Origin of the sequence: Mesotoga sp. Brook.08.YT.4.2.5.2., from assembly GCF_003351125.1 — a bacterium.
Classification (GTDB): Bacteria; Thermotogota; Thermotogae; order Petrotogales; family Kosmotogaceae; genus Mesotoga.
Window position 1 is genome coordinate 1 of the sequence record NZ_JPGZ01000060.1, and the last position, 19,938, is coordinate 19,938.

The 19,938-nt window shown below is 46.7% G+C and carries 17 protein-coding genes and 1 pseudogene; 14 read left to right on the top strand and 4 right to left on the bottom strand.

The window, feature by feature from the left end:
* Positions 1-893 precede the first annotated feature (893 nt).
* The 10 genes and pseudogenes from Q502_RS13875 to Q502_RS13920 all read left to right on the top strand — a co-directional run bounded on the left by Q502_RS13875 (position 894) and on the right by Q502_RS13920 (position 12,348).
* Complete coding sequence (locus tag Q502_RS13875) at positions 894-2,924, top strand: 5'-nucleotidase C-terminal domain-containing protein (protein ID WP_102818780.1); 2,031 nt, start codon at positions 894-896, stop codon at positions 2,922-2,924.
* A 329-nt stretch (positions 2,925-3,253) separates the two neighbouring features.
* Positions 3,254-5,572 (top strand): penicillin acylase family protein, encoded by a 2,319-nt coding sequence (locus tag Q502_RS13880; RefSeq protein WP_099830160.1) that lies wholly within the window; start codon positions 3,254-3,256, stop codon positions 5,570-5,572.
* Complete coding sequence (lipB, locus tag Q502_RS13885; RefSeq protein ID WP_258001637.1) at positions 5,569-6,282, top strand: lipoyl(octanoyl) transferase LipB; 714 nt, start codon at positions 5,569-5,571, stop codon at positions 6,280-6,282. Before Q502_RS13880 ends, lipB begins: the two co-directional genes overlap by 4 nt.
* Positions 6,257-7,114: a lipoyl synthase gene (lipA, locus tag Q502_RS13890; RefSeq protein ID WP_099830159.1), complete on the top strand. Its 858-nt coding sequence runs from the start codon at positions 6,257-6,259 to the stop codon at positions 7,112-7,114. Before lipB ends, lipA begins: the two co-directional genes overlap by 26 nt.
* A gap of 229 nt (positions 7,115-7,343) precedes the next feature.
* Positions 7,344-7,787, top strand: a complete 444-nt coding sequence (locus Q502_RS13895; protein ID WP_099830158.1) for a nuclear transport factor 2 family protein — start codon at positions 7,344-7,346, stop codon at positions 7,785-7,787.
* A gap of 9 nt (positions 7,788-7,796) precedes the next feature.
* Positions 7,797-8,768 carry an SDR family NAD(P)-dependent oxidoreductase gene (locus Q502_RS13900; RefSeq protein ID WP_099830157.1) on the top strand — a complete coding sequence of 324 codons (972 nt, stop codon included), beginning with the start codon at positions 7,797-7,799 and terminating at the stop codon, positions 8,766-8,768.
* Entirely contained in the window at positions 8,755-10,368 is a 1,614-nt protein-coding gene (locus Q502_RS13905) for an NAD(P)/FAD-dependent oxidoreductase (protein WP_243392344.1), read from the top strand. Before Q502_RS13900 ends, Q502_RS13905 begins: the two co-directional genes overlap by 14 nt.
* A gap of 128 nt (positions 10,369-10,496) precedes the next feature.
* Positions 10,497-11,114 carry an NUDIX hydrolase gene (locus tag Q502_RS13910; RefSeq protein WP_243392343.1) on the top strand — a complete coding sequence of 206 codons (618 nt, stop codon included), beginning with the start codon at positions 10,497-10,499 and terminating at the stop codon, positions 11,112-11,114.
* Positions 11,104-11,651: pseudogene (locus tag Q502_RS13915) on the top strand (peptide deformylase). The gene Q502_RS13910 and the pseudogene Q502_RS13915 overlap by 11 nt, the downstream one beginning before the upstream one ends.
* Positions 11,652-11,952: 301 nt before the next feature.
* On the top strand, positions 11,953-12,348 hold the full coding sequence (locus tag Q502_RS13920; protein ID WP_165775377.1) for an IS4 family transposase: 396 nt from the start codon (positions 11,953-11,955) through the stop codon (positions 12,346-12,348).
* Positions 12,349-12,632: 284 nt separating this feature from the next.
* Here Q502_RS13920 and Q502_RS13925 read toward each other — a convergent pair whose 3' ends face one another.
* The 3 genes from Q502_RS13925 to Q502_RS13935 all read right to left on the bottom strand — a co-directional run bounded on the left by Q502_RS13925 (position 12,633) and on the right by Q502_RS13935 (position 14,868).
* Positions 12,633-13,295, bottom strand: coding sequence for a GDSL-type esterase/lipase family protein (locus Q502_RS13925; protein ID WP_099830153.1), 663 nt, complete (start codon positions 13,293-13,295; stop codon positions 12,633-12,635).
* 192 nt (positions 13,296-13,487) lie between these two features.
* A complete protein-coding gene (locus Q502_RS13930) occupies positions 13,488-14,381 on the bottom strand; it encodes a carbohydrate kinase family protein (RefSeq protein WP_099830152.1) in 894 nt (297 codons plus the stop codon).
* Positions 14,382-14,664: 283 nt separating this feature from the next.
* Positions 14,665-14,868 carry a hypothetical protein gene (locus tag Q502_RS13935; protein WP_099830151.1) on the bottom strand — a complete coding sequence of 68 codons (204 nt, stop codon included), beginning with the start codon at positions 14,866-14,868 and terminating at the stop codon, positions 14,665-14,667.
* Between the two features lie 204 nt (positions 14,869-15,072).
* On the opposite strand from Q502_RS13935, the gene Q502_RS13940 reads away from it, so the two are divergent.
* The 4 genes from Q502_RS13940 (at position 15,073) to Q502_RS13955 (ending at position 19,297) form a co-directional block, all read left to right on the top strand.
* Positions 15,073-16,164 (top strand): glycerol dehydrogenase, encoded by a 1,092-nt coding sequence (locus Q502_RS13940; protein ID WP_099830150.1) that lies wholly within the window; start codon positions 15,073-15,075, stop codon positions 16,162-16,164.
* A 112-nt stretch (positions 16,165-16,276) separates the two neighbouring features.
* Positions 16,277-16,507 carry a hypothetical protein gene (locus Q502_RS13945; protein WP_099830149.1) on the top strand — a complete coding sequence of 77 codons (231 nt, stop codon included), beginning with the start codon at positions 16,277-16,279 and terminating at the stop codon, positions 16,505-16,507.
* Between the two features lie 66 nt (positions 16,508-16,573).
* Positions 16,574-17,203, top strand: coding sequence for a GNAT family N-acetyltransferase (locus Q502_RS13950; RefSeq protein ID WP_099830148.1), 630 nt, complete (start codon positions 16,574-16,576; stop codon positions 17,201-17,203).
* 174 nt (positions 17,204-17,377) lie between these two features.
* On the top strand, positions 17,378-19,297 hold the full coding sequence (locus Q502_RS13955; RefSeq protein WP_099830147.1) for a bifunctional 2',3'-cyclic-nucleotide 2'-phosphodiesterase/3'-nucleotidase: 1,920 nt from the start codon (positions 17,378-17,380) through the stop codon (positions 19,295-19,297).
* 103 nt (positions 19,298-19,400) lie between these two features.
* Here the strand turns inward: Q502_RS13955 and Q502_RS13960 are convergent, their stop codons facing one another.
* Positions 19,401-19,862: a hypothetical protein gene (locus Q502_RS13960; protein ID WP_099830146.1), complete on the bottom strand. Its 462-nt coding sequence runs from the start codon at positions 19,860-19,862 to the stop codon at positions 19,401-19,403.
* Positions 19,863-19,938: the final 76 nt, after the last annotated feature.

The following is a 19,938-nucleotide window of genomic DNA, read 5'->3' on the forward strand; positions in this document are numbered from 1 at the left end:
ACAAAAAAAGAGACAGAACCTGAAAAGCCCTTAAGAGCTCTTTAATCCCCTCTCGAGCTCATCATTCCCATAAGTCAGAGAGTTGGTGAGAAATCATATGATGCTCCTCCTCCCTTAACAAGATATGCTGTGTCAGGCTCTTGATTATCTTGATCTTATGTCCTCTCTCGCGATGGATCAAAATCTTGGCCAGAATCATGCCAGATGACGTGAAGTAGGAAAAGACTGGGGATTCAAGATCTGCTCTTCCGACCTCTTGCCTCTGACCTCAGGCTCTTCCCAACGCCAAGGACGGGTCCATGATCTGGGACGAAGGACTAAGGACGGCTCTTCACAGCGTTCAGCGGGTCCTTGTTCTTAAGCGCGCAGCGGCTCTTTCGAAGGACGAGTTCATGATCTGAGAGAATAACTAGGGACGTCTCTGGCTTGAGCATTGCGGAATCTTGACCAATGACGAAGAACCTGGACGCGCAGCATCGGAACAAACAGCCGCTCTTCCAAGAACAGCTTCTAACGCTCTTACAAGACCCTATACCCCCCGCTTCGCCCCTTGGCTGTGGCCTTCGCTTATGGAGATTGTGCGGATAGATGAATTCTCATTCTTGAAACACTACATGATATTTGCTAGAAAACAATCTCAACGCATTAGATACCTGGAATTCCAAGGATTACAGAGGAGATATGGGAGTTTTCGAACAAGTTATGAGTATCGTTATGTAAGGCTGTTATAATCGCTGAAACAGTTACTGATGAGTGACTAAACTTGAGCTTGTTATATCGTTTCGCGGCATTATACTATTCTTAGCATTGCTTCGCGGTCCCCGGGTGGAATCAATCTTGGAGATTTATGATTTCTTTTATTATTACAGCACCTTACAAAGAGGAGGGATAGCATGTTGAGGAGTAAGTTCGTACTGATTGCGCTGATTCTAGTTTGTGTTCTATCCTTTGCAACCTTCAAAGATATCGCGGGCAGTCCGTATTCTGCTGCGATCGAAAAGCTTCATGCCTCGGGAATAGTTGAAGCATTTGATGGGTATTTCTATCCAGCTGAGGCTCTTTCAAGAGCTGACGCGGCCGAGTGGATTGTCAAGACATTCAAATTGTCAACGATTCATTCGATGAAGATCGAAGAAGAGGTTGAGAAGAAGTTCGTCTACACCGATCCACTTGGTGTTATTGATGAGGCTTTCGTTGTTCCGTCTGCCAAAGATATCGTCGATATCGAAGGAGAGGAATACATCGAGGGGCTTATAAAGGTCCGTGCGGAAGAGGTGGTCAACGGGGAATATAGGCCGTTTGAACCAATAACCGCAGCTGAATTCGGACTTGCTGTAGCAAAGGTTCTTTTCGGAGTAGATGAGCCTGTAGATTATGAAGCAAAACTTAGAGAGCTAGTTTACGCACCTGCCGAGCTGCTTTCTCTTGACAGACCACTGAGAAGAGAGGAAGCTGCACAAATCCTTTCCAACTTCGTAGAAAACCCAGACTTCACGATTATCACCATTCTGGCAACCGCAGATATTCATGGTCACATCGAGCCATACTTCCCCAGTGGGGCGAAATATCCCGTCGGAGCGGTTGAGAAAATGGCATACTTTGTCAACACCGAACGCGCAATGCAGCCCAACCTTCTCCTTCTCGACGTAGGAGATGCTCCCTATAACACAAATGTTGCCAATCTTTTCGAAGGTGAACCTGTAATAAAGATAATGAACATGATGGGTTACGATGCGATGGTACTCGGCAACCACGACTTCGATTTCCCGTTCAACGTTATGGAAAGAAATAGCCAGCTTGCGAATTTCCCATTCCTTGGCGCCAATACTCTATACCTGGGAGAATCTCCATACTTTCTTGAGCCATACATAATCAAGGAGATTGCGGGTCTCAAGATAGCGATTGTGGGACTTACCGATGACAGTAGCGCCTGGTATACACACCCCAGAAATGTTGCCGGAATAACATTTGAAGAGCAGTATTCGGCCGCGCAGAGAGTCCTGGATGAAGTGTCTCCCCAGGTAGATCTGGTATTCGCCCTTGCACACTTGCACGGTGGAAACAGAGTACTACCGATAAAGGTCTCCGGATACGATCTGATATTTGAAGGTGGAAGAGACGTTGTCGCTTTCCCGGAGAAGATAAACGGAAGCTGGGTAATCTCTTCAGGTAAACATGCAGAGCTGATCTCAAAGACTAATCTAAATATCTACAGAGGCGAGGTAATCGGAATCAACTTTGCTCACGTCTTCATGAGCCAAAATCTGCCGCAGGATGAGGCCGTGGTTGAAGTGGTAGAGAGTTATGTCTCGCAGCTCGACGATAGGCTCGGTACAGTAATTGGAAGGACCGAAGTCGATCTCGATGGAGAAAGAGGAACTGTGCGCCTCAAAGAATCAAATCTGGCCAACGCTATAGCCGACAGTCTGAGAGAGATGACGGGGACTGATTTCGCAATCCAGAACGGAGGCGGAGTTCGAGCAAGTGTTCCCGCGGGAGATATTACAATAAAGGACGCATATACTGTTCTCCCGTTCGACAATCTCGTAGTTGCCGTAAAGGCTACCGGAAAACAGATATGGGACATCCTTGAACACGGCATTTCGGCCTACCCGGCCGCCGCCGGTCAGTTCTTACAGGTATCGGGGCTTGAATACACATTCGACGCTTCAAAACCACCGTATGAGCGATTGATATCCGTTACATCCAACGGTGTACCTCTCGATCTCGAAAAGACCTATACCCTTACGGCTAACGACTTCCTCACGGGCGGAGGAGACAAGTTCACAATGTTCCTCGAAATGGAGAAGACTATTGTGACAAAGTCTTTCCTGAGAGACGCCTTCGCGGAGTACGTTGAAAGGCATGGAACGATCTCTCCTGTAAATGAGGGAAGAATAGTAATTATTAATCCTGCCAATTGATCTGAATCACTAGATGAAGCGGAGAGGGAAACCTCTCCGCTTATTCTGCCCAACAAAGCCCATATGAACTTATTCAACTTTGACAGATTTATCACGTAGCTCTTTAGCTGTCATAAATTCTTTCAGGCAATTCACGGATGAAATGAGTCTTTGAATTCCTCCATCATAATCCTGCAAAGGTCACAGGAAAGGTATGCTAAGTCAACAATGAGATCCCTTTTACTATTTCGACTGCCACAAAAAGAGCGATACTCGCCTCAAATTCATCCAGAGGATGGAGTGCTCTATAATTGGAAGGTCATTCCAGATGATGAATCTAGGGGGTGAACATGAGAAAAGAAACTGGATTTTTGATACTAACATTCTTCATGCTTGCAGCTCTTTTAACTTCCCCTATGACGTTGTTTGCAAGTCAGATAGAGATAATTCGTGATTACTGGGGAGTTGCCCACGTCTATGCAGATACGGATTCGGAGCTCTTTTTTGGAGCAGGTTATGCAACGGCAGAAGACCGAATGTTCCAAATGGAGCTCTCACGCAGAAAAGTCTCGGGAAAGCTGTCAGAGATCTACGGCAAGGACTGGCTAGAGTCGGACAAGCTTATGCGTACGCTCGGGCTTTACAAACACGCGCAAGAGATCGCCAATCATCTGGACGGTGAGACGAAGTCTATACTCGAAGCCTATGCTGAAGGAGTAAACTACTATCTTGAGACTAATCTCGATAACCTGAATCCTGTCTTCGATGAGATTGGAATCGTCCCGGATCCATGGACGGTTGCCGATAGTATTGCTGTGTGGATGCGCCTATCAGAGAGATTCGATCGGTCGTGGCAAAACGAAGTCACGGCCCTTCGAAACTACGAGCAGCGGTTGCGGAGCGGCGTAACTCAAGACCCGATCGTTACAGACAATTCAGCTGCGATTGTAACTGAATCCGACTTCCTTCGAACCGACCCCGACGCATACCGACGGCTTATGGAAAGCGAACAGCACGAATCAAGTGAATGGATGGAATGGGACTCATTGAAGGCCAGCCACGCATGGACGGTATCGGGAAGCAAGACTCTCACAGGGAGTCCTCTCCTTGAGAGCGACCCGCAGATTGCCGTTACTCTTCCTTCTCTCTGGTATGAAATACACCTCAGCGGCGGCAACTACAATGTGAGAGGAATCTGTGTTGCAGGTTCGCCTGGCTTTCTCATTGGCTGGAACGAAGACCTTGCATGGGGTGCAACCGCGCTCGGTTCTGACAATGGAGACCTCTTTCAGGAGAAACTAAGTGAAGATAGATCCGAATTTCTCTTCAAAGATGTCTGGTATCCTGTGCAGTCTACCACAGAGGTCATTTACGTTCGTGATGAAGAACCGGTTGAAATCACAGTTAGTAAGACTATTCATGGTCCCCTCGTAGACTTGTTTCTAAAAGGAGCAGGGCGTGCAGAAAACTTCTCACTGAAATACGTTGCTATTGACGAGATGAAGACACCGATAACGGGTATGTTATCCATGATGAGATCAAGGAACTGGGAAGAATTCACCGGCGGATTGAGCGATTACATGTTCCCTGGGATACATGTTGTGTATGCCGACGTGTCGGGAAATATCGGATACCATACGGCTGCGGCAATTCCGATCCGTTCCGGAAGACTTGGCCTTCCCCAGATAGGCTGGACGGGCAACAAGGAATGGATTGGATACGTGCCCTTTGAAGATCTTCCCCATGTTTTGAATCCGTCTTTGGGGTTCGTTGCCAGCGCAAATCACCTGCCCGTTGGCGACTGGTATCCGTATTCCCTAACGATAGGCACCGGAGGGACCGGACATAACCCTAGAAGCATGAGACTTTACGAGCTTCTCGATAATCAAAATGACTTCACTTTTTCAAGCTTTTCTGAAATACATCGAGATAATGTTTCGTCAATAGCCCGAGACTTTCTCGATCTGGCAGACCTCTTGCTTCAAAGGAATCTGTTGTCTCAAAGCTCATCGAGGCTTCTAAACGTTTTCAGTGATTGGGACTATCGCCTGGTTGAGAACAGCGGGGCAGCAGATATTGCTGAGACTCTTGTCCAAACAATGCATCGCAGTTTGAGGGTCGATTCTTCTACTGCCACTCTAGCCTCAAAATACGGCGGAGGCCATGCGGGAAACATTTTTCTCCTTCGTTCCGTCTTGAGCGAAAATGAGATCTACGGCATGCTGACGGATGAGGAGGAACTCGCGGTTTGGGTCAATCAGGTTATTGAGACTGCAACAGCCAACATCCGAGAAGGCACTTCTCAAGTCAGATCACTAGTGATGGTCTATCAGGCTAATTTAGAGGGTTTTCCCTCAATACTTCCGAATGCAAATAGAATCATGCCGTCTCTCACGACAACCTCAGCAAATACCATCTGGTCTCAGCTGGGAAATTCTTATACTCAGGTAGTGGACCTTTCGAACATCGACAACTCTCGAGCGTTTCTGCCGCCCGGGATATCCGAAGATCCGAGAAGTCCTCATTTCTTTGATCAGGTAGCGTTGTGGGTCGCTGGAGAAACCCGCCCCGCTCCCTTAAGTCGAGAAGAAGTCATGAAATATGCGGAATTCGTTAGAATATTACCTTCTTCAGTTACCGAAAAATCAGATAAGGTTGGAGCTGAGTGACCTTGGAAAATCGAACTTGCTATTCAATAAGTCTTAATGGGCTCACAAACTACCTTGACGGGCTGAATATACAGCATAGAGCGCTTGAAAAAGTAATGGCGGGAAAAGCGGACTGCATACTGATTCTTCTTGAACACGAACCGGTGCTGACTATAGGTAGGTCGGGAGGAAGAGAGAATCTTCTGGTTGACGAGAGTGAGCTCAAACGCCTGGGGGTCGCGCTCCAAGACACCGACAGGGGAGGTAATATAACCTATCACGGCCCGGGTCAGCTTGTTGCATATCCGATTCTGAATCTTGGAAAATGGAAGAAGAATCTTCCCTGGTACGTGAATTCTCTTGAAGAGGTAGTAATAACGTTGTTGCAAGATTACGGTATAGAAGCAGGAAGAAAACCGGAATACAGGGGCGTATGGGTCAAAGAGGAGAAGATAGCCGCCGTCGGTATAGCGGTAAAGAGATGGTACACAATGCACGGATTTGCTCTGAATGTTCAGGTGAACAAAGGTCACTTCAAACTGATAAATCCATGCGGAATAAAGGACTATGCAGTTGTTTCGATGGATGATCTTACAGTCAGTTTTGACTTCCGAGAGATCATTGAGAAAGTGAAAGAGAAGTTCGCACTTATCTTTGAAAGCAAGATAGTGGAGATTTCGAGAGAATGTCTGGAGAGTGTTCAAAGTGATAGAGAAACCAAAATGGCTTAAGGAAAAGCTTAACACTGACAGAAGTAAACTGAGTGACATAAAAGTCATGTTGCGAAGCCTACGGCTTCACACCGTTTGCGAAGAAGCGAGGTGTCCCAATGTAGGTGAGTGTTTCGCTTCCAGAACCGCAACCTTCATGATACTAGGCAACGTATGCACAAGGCGCTGTCGATTCTGCGCCGTTTCGAAAGGAATACCCGGCTCTCCAGACCCAAAGGAGCCGGAGAACATTTCTAACGCCGTTCATATTCTTCAACTGAGGCACGCTGTAATCACCTCGGTTACAAGGGACGATCTGGATGATGGTGGCGCTTCTCAGTTTGTCGATGTGGTCCGTGAATTGAGAAAGAACTGTCCTGATACGACCGTAGAGCTACTGATCCCTGATCTGAATGGTAACTGGAAGGCACTAGAAAAAATCGTCAGAGAGCATCCGGACGTGCTGAATCACAACGTGGAGACGGTACCTTCCTTGTACGACAAGGTCAGACCCGGAGCGGCTTATGGCCGCTCAATTGAGCTTCTGAGAAGAGTAAAGGAAATCGATTCTACAATAGTAACCAAGTCTGGAATAATAGTTGGACTGGGCGAAAACGAAGAGGAAGTTAGATACGTAATAGACGACCTGCTTGATGCCGGCTGCAGCATGTTGACGATTGGGCAGTACCTTCAGCCCTCTCATGAACACCTACCGGTCGTCGATTACGTTACGCCGGAGAAGTTTGAAAGTTTCAAGACCTTCGCTCTGGAAATGGGGTTCTTGTTCGTGGCATCTGGTCCTCTCGTTCGAAGCTCTTATCATGCCGCAATGGGTTTCTCTAGTTTGCGGTAGCGAGACGTTCATCGGACGTACTGTATTGAGAAAACTCCTTCTCTCAAGCTTCCTGTTCACAATTCATTAGGAGGAAGGAGAGCTTGCTATTTTGTTATCCTCCAAATATACTTTCTTAAGGGGCGCCGTGATACGATTTTCTTAAGATGTTTTTTGCGAGCTAATTGCTGGAAGCACATGCAGGATTTTGGAAGCTTTCTCCTCCTGTCTGCTTTAAGGAGTAGTGATTGTGGATACGTTTTGTATAACAAGTGCGGATCAAATAAGAGAACTTTGGTCAAAGACCTACAACACCGAAGGGAAACCGGACTGGTCTCACATTCTTCCTTACTACGACGACAACATTCTCTTTAAAGACACGATCCAGGAAATCCGGGGGATCGAAGAATTCAAGAAAATGACAGAAAGACTCGCCGAGAGATCTAAAGAGCTGAAGATGGCTGTTCTAAGAGTCATTAAGGAAGATAAAGTTGTCTTTGTCGAATGGGAGATGACGATACTCTTCAAGAAAACGAGGACTTCCGTGATTTACGGTGCGAGCCGTCTATCTATTAGTGAAGAGGGAAAGATAATTGAGCAGCGAGATTACTATGACCTTTGGGGTACTATCTTCGACAACATACCCTCATTCAGAAAGCCTTACAGGCGTTTCATGAAAAAACACTTCGGGTAGGTGCTGTATATGGAGAGAGGCAGGAACCCCATCCGCAAATACTGGAAACAATACAAGTGGTCAAACATTCGCGCGATGATAAAGAACAACAAGTCTGATCCAAAGATTTGCAGTGATGATTTCGAGGATCGCCTGGTGGTTGTTACCGGAGGCACTTCGGGTATTGGATACTATACATGCAGGAAGTATGCCAGCCATGGGGCAAGGATCCTTTCCATAAACCGAAACAAAGAGAAATCGGAAAGCCTGTGCGAAGAGCTCAGACGGGACTTCGGAGTTGAACCTTCATATATGATAGCCGATTTCAGCAGCCTAGAAGACAGCAAGAGGGTTGGGGAAGAGCTATCTAAGATTGGAGATCCCATAGATGTCCTCATACACAATGCCGGAGTCTTCCTTAAGCAAAAGGAACTGACTGTCGACGGCCTTGAAACTACATTTGCCGTGAACTATCTCTCTTCTTTCGTTATAAACTACATCTTAAGAGACAAGCTTAAGGCACAGGAGAAGTCGCGGGTATTACTTGTGAATTCAGAAGGTCATCGCTTTGCTGTGTGGGGAATTAAGACAGATGAACTTAACTGGCAGAAGAGACACTACAGTGGCCTTAAAGCCTACGGTTTCGCTAAGACCGCCCAACTTCTCAGTATGAAAATATTCAACGAATACTTCAAGGGGAGTGGTGTAACAATCAACGCTATGCACCCCGGTGCAGTTAGAACGGGTACAGGAAAAGAAAACGGGGCATTTTACAAATGGTACAAGAAAAATTTCGTCGACAGATTTTCCCGCTCACCGGAGATTTCAGCTGAATCTCTTTACTATCTGGGTGTTTCACGCGATTTAGAAGGCATAAGTGGAAGATTCTTCAATTTGACTACCGAGGAGATTCCAGCCCCGCCGGCCCTTGATACCGAAACAGCTGAAGAACTCTGGCAGGAAAGCCTGCGGATAGGGGGCCTCAATCATGGAGACCTATGACGTTATAGTCGTTGGCGGAGGAATAGCTGGAATGACCAGCGCCGCATATATCGCAAAAGCAGGGGCCAAAGTCCTCCTGCTGGAAAAGAACGAGAAGTGTGGTGGTCTGATCAACTCTTTCTGGAGGGATGGGTTTCAATTTGACGGAGGAGTTAGAGCACTTGAAAGCGCCGGTATCATTCTGCCGATGCTCAGGGAACTCGGAATAGAAATCGAAATAGTCAAGAGTCCCGTATCGGTGGGAATTGAAGACACTGTCATACGTGTGACCTCAAAGGAGAGTCTTAAGGAGTATTCAGATCTTCTGAGGAAGATGTATCCCGGAAGCGATGAAGAGATCGAGAGAGTGATTTCATTCATCAAGAGGATCATGAAGGATATGGAGATCCTTTACGGAGTCGATAATCCTCTTTTCATGGACTTCAAGAACAACAAATCATATTTTTTGAAAGTATACTTCCCGTGGCTCTTCAAGTTCCTCTTCACCCTCAGAAGAATCGGGAAATTCCAAATGCCCGTAGAGGATTTTCTTGAGAAGATTGTTGAAGATAGGTCTTTGAGAGACATAATAGACCAGCATTTCTTCAAGAACACCCCGACTTTTTTCGCCATGAGTTATTTCTACCTTTATCAGGATTACTTCTACCCAAAAGGTGGAGTTGGAACTATGGCCGAACGCGTAAGAGAAAAGATAGTCCAATTTGGCGGGGAAATCGAGACAGGTAGGGAAGTAACAGAGGTCAATGCTGGAAGAAAAGTAATCGTCGATACCGGTGGAAGATCCTACAAATACAGAAAACTAGTTTGGGCTGCCGACCTAAAGAAGCTTTACTCAATTGTGAAAACAGACAATCTGCCCGAAACCTCAGTAAAAACGCTTAACAAATTTAGGTCCGAGATTTCGAAGAAACACGGTACCGATTCTATTTTCAGCATCTTCATCGCGGTGGATGAACCTCCCGAAAAATTTGAAGCGATAGCCAGCGGTCACTTCTTCTATACTCCTTCGAGGAAAGGATTGGGAGAAATTCATCGCAGCGAAATGAAGGCTCTTCTGGAGAACTGGTCGAAGAGTTCGAAAGAGAAGGTTTTGAGCTGGCTGGACAGATTCTGCGAACTGAGCACTTACGAGATTTCGATCCCGGCGCTTAAAGACAAGAACCTGGCTCCTCAAGGAAAGACCGGCCTGATTGTAAGCACTCTCTTCGAATACGAGATCGTGAAAAGAGCGTATGAAGCCGGCTGGTACGAGGAGCTGAAAGGTGAGATCGAAAAAAGAATGATCGGAGTTCTCTCGAATTCAATCTATCCGATGCTGAAAGATAGGGTTGTCTTCGCATTTTCCAGCAGTCCGCTTTCAATAGAGAGTTATGTCGGCAGCTCAGAGGGATCGATCGTAGGCTGGTCGTTCGAAGAACCGATACCTGTGGTCTCCAGCATGATGAAAGTAAACAGCTCAGTCAAGACGCATATACCGGATGTTCTTCAGGCAGGCCAGTGGACTTACAGTCCTTCTGGCGTACCGATAAGCATACTTACGGGAAAGCTGGCGGCCGATTCCGTCATAAAGAACGTTAAGAACGCTCGATTTGAAGGCTAACGAGCTCTATGTATCTGTAGACCAGTGTTTTCGGTTTTCGAGCAAATCAACAATCGAACCCTTAAATAAGCAAATGATTGGCTCAATAATCGAGTATCGAAGGATAGAATATTACGAGTATCAACAGTTTGATTCCAGATAATTCCGAAAAGGGCACCGGACTAATTCTAGAATACCGGGACCAATACCTCTTTCATGTTTCCGGAAGGAAGCACCGAACAGAGCCGGGGGAAAGGTTCTTCGCAGGAATAGGCGGCCATTGTGAAGAAAACGAGAGCTTCATCCAGGCAGCAAAACGCGAAGCAGTCGAAGAGACAGGAAAGTCTGTAAAGGTAAGTAACTCGGCAAGAACCGATCTAGTGGATTCCGATGGAAGGGTTCTCGACACTATTGTGCTCCCCACTCCAGCTCCAAGAATCATCTACAGGATGCTGGATCGGCGAGAAGATTTGCCTAAAGCGAAACCGTATGTTATAGCCTGCTTTGAAGCGGAATTCGTTGACGACTCGCCCTTCATACTTGATCCCGAAGAGGTTAGCGCGCTGATCGCTCTACCGAAAAGCATGCTTGTTAAAAGCCTTGAACGCAAGATAGGGCTTGATGACATACTCTCGTCAGGAGGAGAGATTGTCGCAGGTTACCTGGAAGCAAGCACAATGCTATTTCCGCTCGGAACGGCTGTGGCCCTCGCAAATCTTTTGAAAAGAGACAGCGAGAACGATCGGGAGGTAAGCCATGACGCGTGATGTATTAGTTCTAGGAAACTTCTTGCTTCGGGAGAAGTGTTCCCCGGTCAGTGACTTTCAGAGCGAGGAAACAACAAGACAGATCGTTATGCTGAAACAGACACTAGATGAATTCAGAAAGGATAATGGCTTCGGTAGAGGCATTGCGGCACCACAGATCGGCATCCTAAAGAGGATGATCGCTCTCAACTAGGACAGGAGAGTTTTGCCATTATTAACCCCCGAATTACTGGCGTAAGTGATTCTAGATTCACTATGTGGGACGACTGCATGTCCTTTCCACATCTGCTTATTAGGCTCGAGAGAAGTCTTTCGATAGATATCGTGTATGAAGATGAAAGGGGAATCGAACACGAGTGGAAGGGAGTCGATCAGGCAAAATCGGAGCTGCTTCAACATGAGATAGATCACCTTGATGGCATTCTCGCAATAGATCACGCATTGGATTCCAAAAGCATCATATACCGCTCGGAATACGAAAGGAATCGCGAATACTACGATCACCTTGTAGACTACAGTATCAAGCCGACAATTTAACACCAAGAAGCGGAATCAAGAAACGATATTCATTGCCTGAAGCCAGTGAAAAGCAATTAGAGTGTGCCCTTCTCGAGCGCTCTTCATTACCCATAAGTTACGGAGCTAAATAGAAATCATATTATGCTTCTTCTCCATTGGTAGTATATGCTGTATTTGGCTCCTGATGATCCTGATCTTAAGTCCTCCCTTGAGGGAGCTCATCATTACCCACAAGTATTGGAGAAAATGCAAGAGAAGTGATAGATTAAGAGGATAGATCGATCAATATTGTGAATACTTCTTTTTATGGGGTATGGAGGTGATAATAGAGAGATTCCATTACACACTAAAGAGTGGATGCAAGGTAGAGAACCTTCAGCTGGAGGAGAGGAAAAGACTAGAGGTTGCAATAGCCATATATAATGTTGTTGCATGGTTCCTCTTATGGCTTACATATCTTGGAAGAGAGTTCAACGAAAAGCGGTCATTGTTCTTTCTCGATGAAAATGAATGGAAGGTCCTGTACAAGATGGCAAACAAAGACAAACCTTTGCCAAATGAACCACCGACAATAAACGAGATAGTCTACATGCTGGGAAGAATTGGCGGCTTCATTGGAAGAAAGAGCGATGGATATCCAGGGGTAAAGACCGTCTGGCAGGGTCTCATAAAGCTGCTCATTGTCCTTGAATATGCAGACACTTTTTCTACCTGACTTATGGGTAATGATGAGCTTGAGGGAGGAGGGCCAAGAAGTGGCGGAGGGTGTTGGTCTTTGAGGACTGGAAAAGCCGCTGCCCTGGAATACTCCTGAGAGAGCGGTTGTTGGTTCCTGGCAAGAACATATAGCACAGACAGACCAATCACGTGAAGAGTTATACATCCGATAAAACTCGGCCAGTCGGATCGATGTGAGACGCGCTTCAAAGAGCACACACCCCACCGCAAGCGGTCCCCCCCGCTCGAGCGGGGATTTAAGATCAAGAGCAGAAGAGCGGTTCATCGTTGACACTCCGCGTCCAGGGTCTTAGTTAAAAACCAGGAGATGATGAGATGGCTTCCAGAGAACATCATGTGGGTAATGATGAGCTCTCGAGAGGGATGGACACCATCTTCTGCCCAGAAACCCTGCTCTCTCATTGTTGCCGCAGAAGCAAAAATCCCGTCAAGCGGGATGTAAATGGCCTCATATTCCCTCGCAAGTCTTCTGATTATCTGAATCTTCGGTCCAAGGTCTTCTGCCCAGAACTCCATCTCGCCTCTTAACGGGAGAAAGAACGGTTCCATAATTATTGAAGACGCCCCGATAGCGGTAACTGGTTCGAGCAGATACCTATAATCTCTTTCGAAGATGACTGGTTCGGTCTTGTTATTGCTGTCATAGAACCGCCAGCAGTCATTTACCCCGACAAGTATTGAAATCCAGTCTGGCGATAAATCAATACAGTCGGCTTTCCAGCGTTCTCGAAGATCCTTCACCCTATCGCCTCCGACACCCCTGTTTAGAAAATCTATTCTTAACCCGGGATATGCGGCTCCGACAAGCCCAGAAATAATAGCGGGGTAACCGTTTCCCAGACCAAAGAAGTCTTCTCTGTCTCTGCCGGCATCTGTTGCGCTGTCTCCTTGAAAGAGAACTCTTTGCCCTTCTTTAAGAAGCACTCTTCTCAACCCCTCCATTCAATCCAAATGCAGATTATCTCTCAACCCTCTGGCAAAAGAGAAGCAGGAGAACTGATCCGTTATGTGGAACCCTTCCGATAATAGTAACCCTCCTCTATACTACGAGCAGGAATGTCGGAGCCGCTTCCTACCGACCGTTGCGTTAACATCGAGCAACATAACTGCTATTCTCTAGATCATGATCTTACTTCTGTATCGCCCCTCAATCCAATCTCTAGCTACTCTGTGCGCAAAGTTAATATCTGGCTCACCATTCGACGAATTAGAGTATATGAACCCAGCGTTGAAAGAATCTCCAGCACCTATTGTATCTACAACATTCTTGGATTCCGCTGTGGGATAGAGTCTTGAATTCTCTCTTCCAATCATAAGAGAACCTTTGGAACCCATCTTGACCATTGCCTGACCTTCATAGTCCTCGAGGTACGTTTCAGTTGCAGCCTCTATCGTTGACTGGTTAGTAGCTTCCATGAGCTCCGCTTCATTGGGCATAAACCAGTCCACCGAATCTAGCAGTCTCTGAATCTGAATTCTGAAAAGACTCCAGCCATCCGGTGGCCATCCGGGATCGAGATAGATTGTGTTTTCTTTTCTGAGAGCTTCCAGCAATGTCTGCAGGTTGCTTTCTCTTAGACCGTTAAGAACATTTATCCCGCAGAACAAAATGTGCGCTCCCTTAACACCAGTGAGTTTGCTTTTTACGAAGTCAACATCTAGATGGTGCATTATCGTCTCGTTACTGATGAAACTCCTCTCGCTGTCTATATGGGTAACCGCAATTGTATATGGTGTTCTGCCCTGGATAAGATCAAACCCTTCTACCGACACTCCCATATCTTTGAATCTCTCCTTGAACGTCTTCCCGAAGAGATCATTTCCCGCTACCGTCACAATATCCACCGGTACTCCGAGATCGGCAAGCACAACAGCCGTGTTAGCCGCCTGGCCGCCAATACGCATTTCGATTGAATCAACGCCGATCTCCGTGCCCCATTCGGGCCAGTCATCCACCGCACCTGCTATTATATCTACATCGATATTCCCAACCACAATTACTCTATCCATTTGATCACTCTCTTCTTCAATCTCTTCAACAGTGTTTTCTCGAAACCTTCACAGATTATAGCATTCGTGGAACGATGGAGAAGTTCCGTCGGGCGACACAACGACCCCAGTTCGAGAACAAGTATTCCATGCGGAAATCTTGCACGCGAGCTCTGCAGTTACAACAGAAAATCGATCGATAAAAAGAACAGCCTTCAAGGCTGTTCAGATAATAAGATATAAGACATTTGTTGTGAACTCATCGATAGATTGTCGAGTTAGGGTGTAGCAAGTTGTACATGTGTCAGTCCTTATGACATTCGCTACAGCAGTAAGCACAGCCGTCAACATTCTGGTAAAGCTCGCGAGCCTTCTGAAGCGCTCCAAAGCAGTTCACGAAATCTCCCAGCATTGTCTTCGACTTCACTTCTCTCAGTCTCTCACAGTGTTCGGTATGAATCTCGTGTTCTCCGGCCGGCTTTGCGCTGTCATCTACGTAGTAAATCACTTCACAACACCTCCTTCAAACAATTGCATAGATTGTCTCGGTAGATAGTCCGCACTAAGGACATCCTATTTGAAATTATAGCATCCGGAGCTGCTTACAAGAATATTCAGTGATCAAGGGAAAAAGCACAGTAAATATTGATCTTTATTTCACAAACTTAGTCGGCTTTTTCGTTATAATTATTTAGATAAGGAGGTGTTGTCCATGATAAAAGCTACGATCTTCCCTGGGAGATACGTTCAGGGAGCCTATGCGCTGAATTCTCTGGGAAAGGAACTGAAAAGATTCGGTGAAAACGCCTTTTTTATAACCGATCCGTTCGTGTACGAGAACATAATTCCTTCTATCAAGGATTCATTGCTTGAAGAAGTCTCTGCCGAGATCATTGAATTCAGCGGAGAGTGTTCCGACGAAGAGATCGATCGGCTTTCCGACAAAGCCACAGGCAAGGCCGACGTGCTTGTCGGAATTGGAGGAGGAAAGACACTGGACACAGCCAAGGCCGTTGCTCACAACCTTAAGATTCCCGTGGCCGTTGTTCCAACCATTGCTTCAACGGATGCGCCTTGCAGCGCGCTATCTGTAATATATACACCTGAAGGAGAGTTCAAGAGATATCTCTTCCTCCCGAAAAACCCCGATCTTGTTCTGGTAGATTCCAAGGTTATCGCATCCGCACCCGCAAGATTTCTTGTTTCTGGAATGGGCGATGCTCTTGCAACCTGGTTTGAAGCAAGATCTTGCGAGATCGGAAACGCCAAGAACATGACGGGTAATCCTGGTTCGATGACGGCTTACTCCCTTGCAAGACTTTGCTACGAAACTCTATTGAAGTATGGAGAGCAGGCAAAGAACGCCTGCCAGGCACAGGTGGTAACTTCGGCTCTCGAGAAAGTCATCGAGGCCAATACTCTGCTGAGCGGCCTTGGATTCGAAAGTGGAGGACTTGCCGCGGCTCACGCGATTCACAATGGACTCACCATCTTGGAAGAGACTCACGAGTTTTTCCACGGAGAAAAAGTAGCCTTCGGAACGCTTGCGTCGCTGTTCCTTACTGAAAAGGATCCCGCTGTAATCGATGAAGTGTTCTGCTTCTGTGAAACAGTCGGACTTCCAACAACGCTTGAAGGTATCGGGCTGGGGAACGCTACATACGAACAGCTGATGAAAGTCGCGGAGACTTCCTCCGCAGAAGGCGAGACGATTCATAACGAACTGGTTGAGGTAAGGCCCGAAACAGTATTCTCTGCTCTCAAGGCAGCGGACGCGTATGGGAAGTACCGCTTGCAGGAATAGAGACAAGTTTACATCTCATTAAGCCAAAGTCGCCGGGCCGATAAATCAGCCCGGCTTTAACAATTAAATATTAGAACTGAACGTTGAAAATTACTGAGGTGGAGAGGCGAAAATGGAGTACAGAATGCCGAGATATGAGAGTGAAGAGGATTACTGTAAGCTGAGAGAGTTCCTTAGGAAGGTTTTTACGGACAATGGACTGCGCGAGTACTCCTGGCATGTTGCTAGACTCCACTACTGGCGTTGGCATGTGATGGAAAACTGTTTGAAAGTCTATTCACTGAATGAGCATATTATATTCTGGGAAGACGGCAACAAGAAGATTGTGACGGCCGTCAACTGAGAGGGGTTCGGCGAGGTCCATTCTCAAGTACATCCGTCTTTTGACTGCGAAGAGCTGGAAGAAGAGATGCTTGAAGTCTCGGAGAAGCACCTTTTTAGCGAGAAAGACGGAGTCAAGAGGCTCTGGGTGTTCGCCGATTCTCAGGAAAGAAGAAGGATAGAGATTTTGAAGAGAAGAGGTTATTCGCGAGGAGATTGGCCAGAACATCAGCATCGACGAGACTTGAAAGGTCAAATTGTAGAGGTCTCGATCTCAAAAGGTTTCGAGATCCGCTCTCTTGGAAATGCAGAAGAACTACCTTCCAGAAGCTGGGCTTCCTGGAGGGCCTTTCATCCTGACGAGCCGGACGAAGATTACGAGGGCTGGGAATGGTATCTCAATATCCAGAAGCAACCCCTGTACAGGAGAGATCTAGATATTGTCGCAGTTGCTCCCGGCGGCGAGATAGCCGGCTTCTGCACGATATGGTATGATGACGTCACCAGAACCGGATATTATGAGCCGGTTGGGGTTGTGCCGGAGTACCACAATAGAGGTCTGGGAAAGGCAATGTTAACAGAAGGACTCCGCAGGTTAAAGAGAATGGGTGCGGTGAGAACATTTGTTGGGGGATATTCAGAGGCAGCAAATGCACTTTATGACTCGGCAATCTCGACGATCTGCGACTTAAACGTACCCTGGTTCAAAGCGTTATGAGACTTCTCCACTGCAATACTCTCTATTTCCTGCCAATATTCTAGAGCACTTTAGAACAGGTAATGTACTTCTTTGCCTACAGTCAGGTCTGGTTGTATAATAATAATCCAAAACGGTTGCTGCATTAACTCACATAGTAGAAAGCAACCAGTATAGTGAAGGAGGAGTGGTTAGATGCCTGATAGAAGAAAGGTTCTGTCACTGGTTCTGCTGATTCTGGTAGCTTTTTCGAGTGCGTTGTTTTCTGCTGCTGGCAAGACTGCCCATACCCTTGTCATAATGGGTACAACAGACATGCATCAATACATAATGCCCTACGACTACATGGGGGACAAACCGAATGAGAGTATTGGTCTTGCAAAGGTTTTCACGCTCATCGAAAAAGTGAGAGACGAAAACGCAAACACTCTGCTCTTCGACACAGGCGACTTCATTCAGGGAAGCCTTGTCGGAGATTACGAGGCCGATGTGAATCCTCTTAAGGGATTCGACTTCCAGACCATCGTCCGTGCCTACAACTACATAGGTTACGATGCAGTCTCCGTCGGAAATCACGATGTTACTGACTTTGGCCTGCAATTCTTTGAACGCGCGAAAAGCAATTCGATTTTTCCCTGGGTATCAGCAAACATAAGGCTTGCAGATGATCCCAAGGGATTCTTGACCGACCCATACGTAATTCTCGAGAGAGAAGTCGATGGAATCCCGATCAAGATCGGTGTGATCGGCTTCACGCCGCCACAGATTATGAGCTGGGGAAGACGTCATCTTGAAGGCAACGTCTTCACACAGGGTATTGTCGAACAAGCAGAAAAGTACATTCCTATCCTCAGAGACCAGGCAGACCTCGTAATTGCAGTTGCCCACACGGGAATCTCCACAGATGAAATAACCAGTTATGACGCTCAGGAGAACGCCGGCTATTATCTCGCTCAGATCGAAGGTATTGACGCAATGATTCTTGGTCACCAACATTCTCATTTCCCTGGGGATTTTGCAGACATCGAGAGCATCGATAACGACAAGGGCCTAATCTTCGGTGTTCCTACTGTACTTCCGGGCTCTTGGGGTTCACACTTAGGTGTAATAAGTCTCGACCTCGCCTATGACTGGAATACGGGAGAGTGGGAAGTGTTAGATGGTTCGGCAGCTCTTGTTCCCGTTGACGCCGATGTCGAAACTCATCCGCTTCTGGCTGAACTCGTTTGGCCGAAGCACGAAGCGACGATTGAGTATGTAAGAACTCCCATCGGCTGGACCGATACTGAGATAACGTCTTACTTCTCAAGAATAATGGACAATCCTGTCACTCAGATCATAAACGAAGCTCAAATATGGTGGGCGGAGCGTGAATTTGCCGGTTCCGAATACGAATGGCTCCCAATTCTCAGCGCTGCTGCTCCATTCATTGCCGGCAGACAGGGCCCGACATATTTCACACACGTTCAAGGAGACATCTCGATCGGCTCAATTACTGACATCTACATTTACCCGAATACTATTTATGTGGCAAAACTTAACGGCGAACAGATAAAAGACTGGCTCGAGGCGGCCGCAAGTAACTTCAATCAGATTGACCCGTCGTCTGCAGAGCCGCAACATATAGTCAACTACGATTTCAGGGAATACAACTTCGATGTGATTGAAGGAATAGAATACGTTTACGACATAACCAGGCCTGCCGGCCAGCGACTGATTTCTGCGACCTTTGAAGGCAATCCGCTTGATGCGTCAATGGAGTTCCTGGTAGTGACAAACAACTACCGAGGGAGTGGAGGAGGAAATTTCCCACATGTAGCCGATAACGTTATACTTGCCACAACGGAGATAAACCGGGAGGCAATAATAAAGTACATACAATATATTGGCGAAGTAGATCCCGCCCCCACGAACAACTGGAAGATTCTTCCCATCGAGACCGCCGGACCTCTTCTCTATCGATCTTCTCCAGAAGGTCAAGGATACGTTGAGAGAAATGCAATTCGCGGAATAGATTTCTTAGAGGTTGATGAGGCAGGATGGGGAGTCTACAAAGTAGACCTGTTTGAACTCGCTGAATACCTTGAAGAGGCAGCTCTGCAGGAAGTCAATTAGCTTGCTTTCTGAATAAAGGGCCCCGCGAAAGGGGCCCTTCTTATTTGTCTTTCTGCTGCGTTTGGTTCGGAATCATTTTCAGTCAGCCGGCTATCAATTTCTGCTAAAGAGAGATGCTTTCCAGCTCCGAAAGAAAGTAGTTCTTGTCCTGCTCTTCGTCGATTAAATCGGCTGCTTCTCTTGCCAGCTTTATGTACTCATCCATACGGTCACGTTTTCCTGCAATCATGTAGGCTCTAGCAACGGCTTCATAGCCAAAGGCAAGATCGAAACCACTTATGGCATTGTCGGTGCAATATTTCAGCGAAAGCTCACCATGATACAAAGCTGACTCTGCCATGTTAAGCAAAGAATAAACCCTGGACACTTGCCACTCCCCCCTCGCAAATTCAATCGGGGTACCCACCACACCCCAGTGAAAGCGTGATGCGTGAGCGGTGTGTATCATAAGAAGGTCATCTTCTGCAGTTCTGTCTTTCTTGTCAATAAGGTCCCATGTAAGGTTGAAGTTCTCTATCGCCTGCTTTTTGTGCCATTCGTGCTCCGTAAGCTTTTCAGAATCCATAGATAACCATCCTTTCCGGGGTTATTTTTCCTTCCTCCCGCATGTCAATTCTATCACTGGCAAAAAGGTGAGCAAT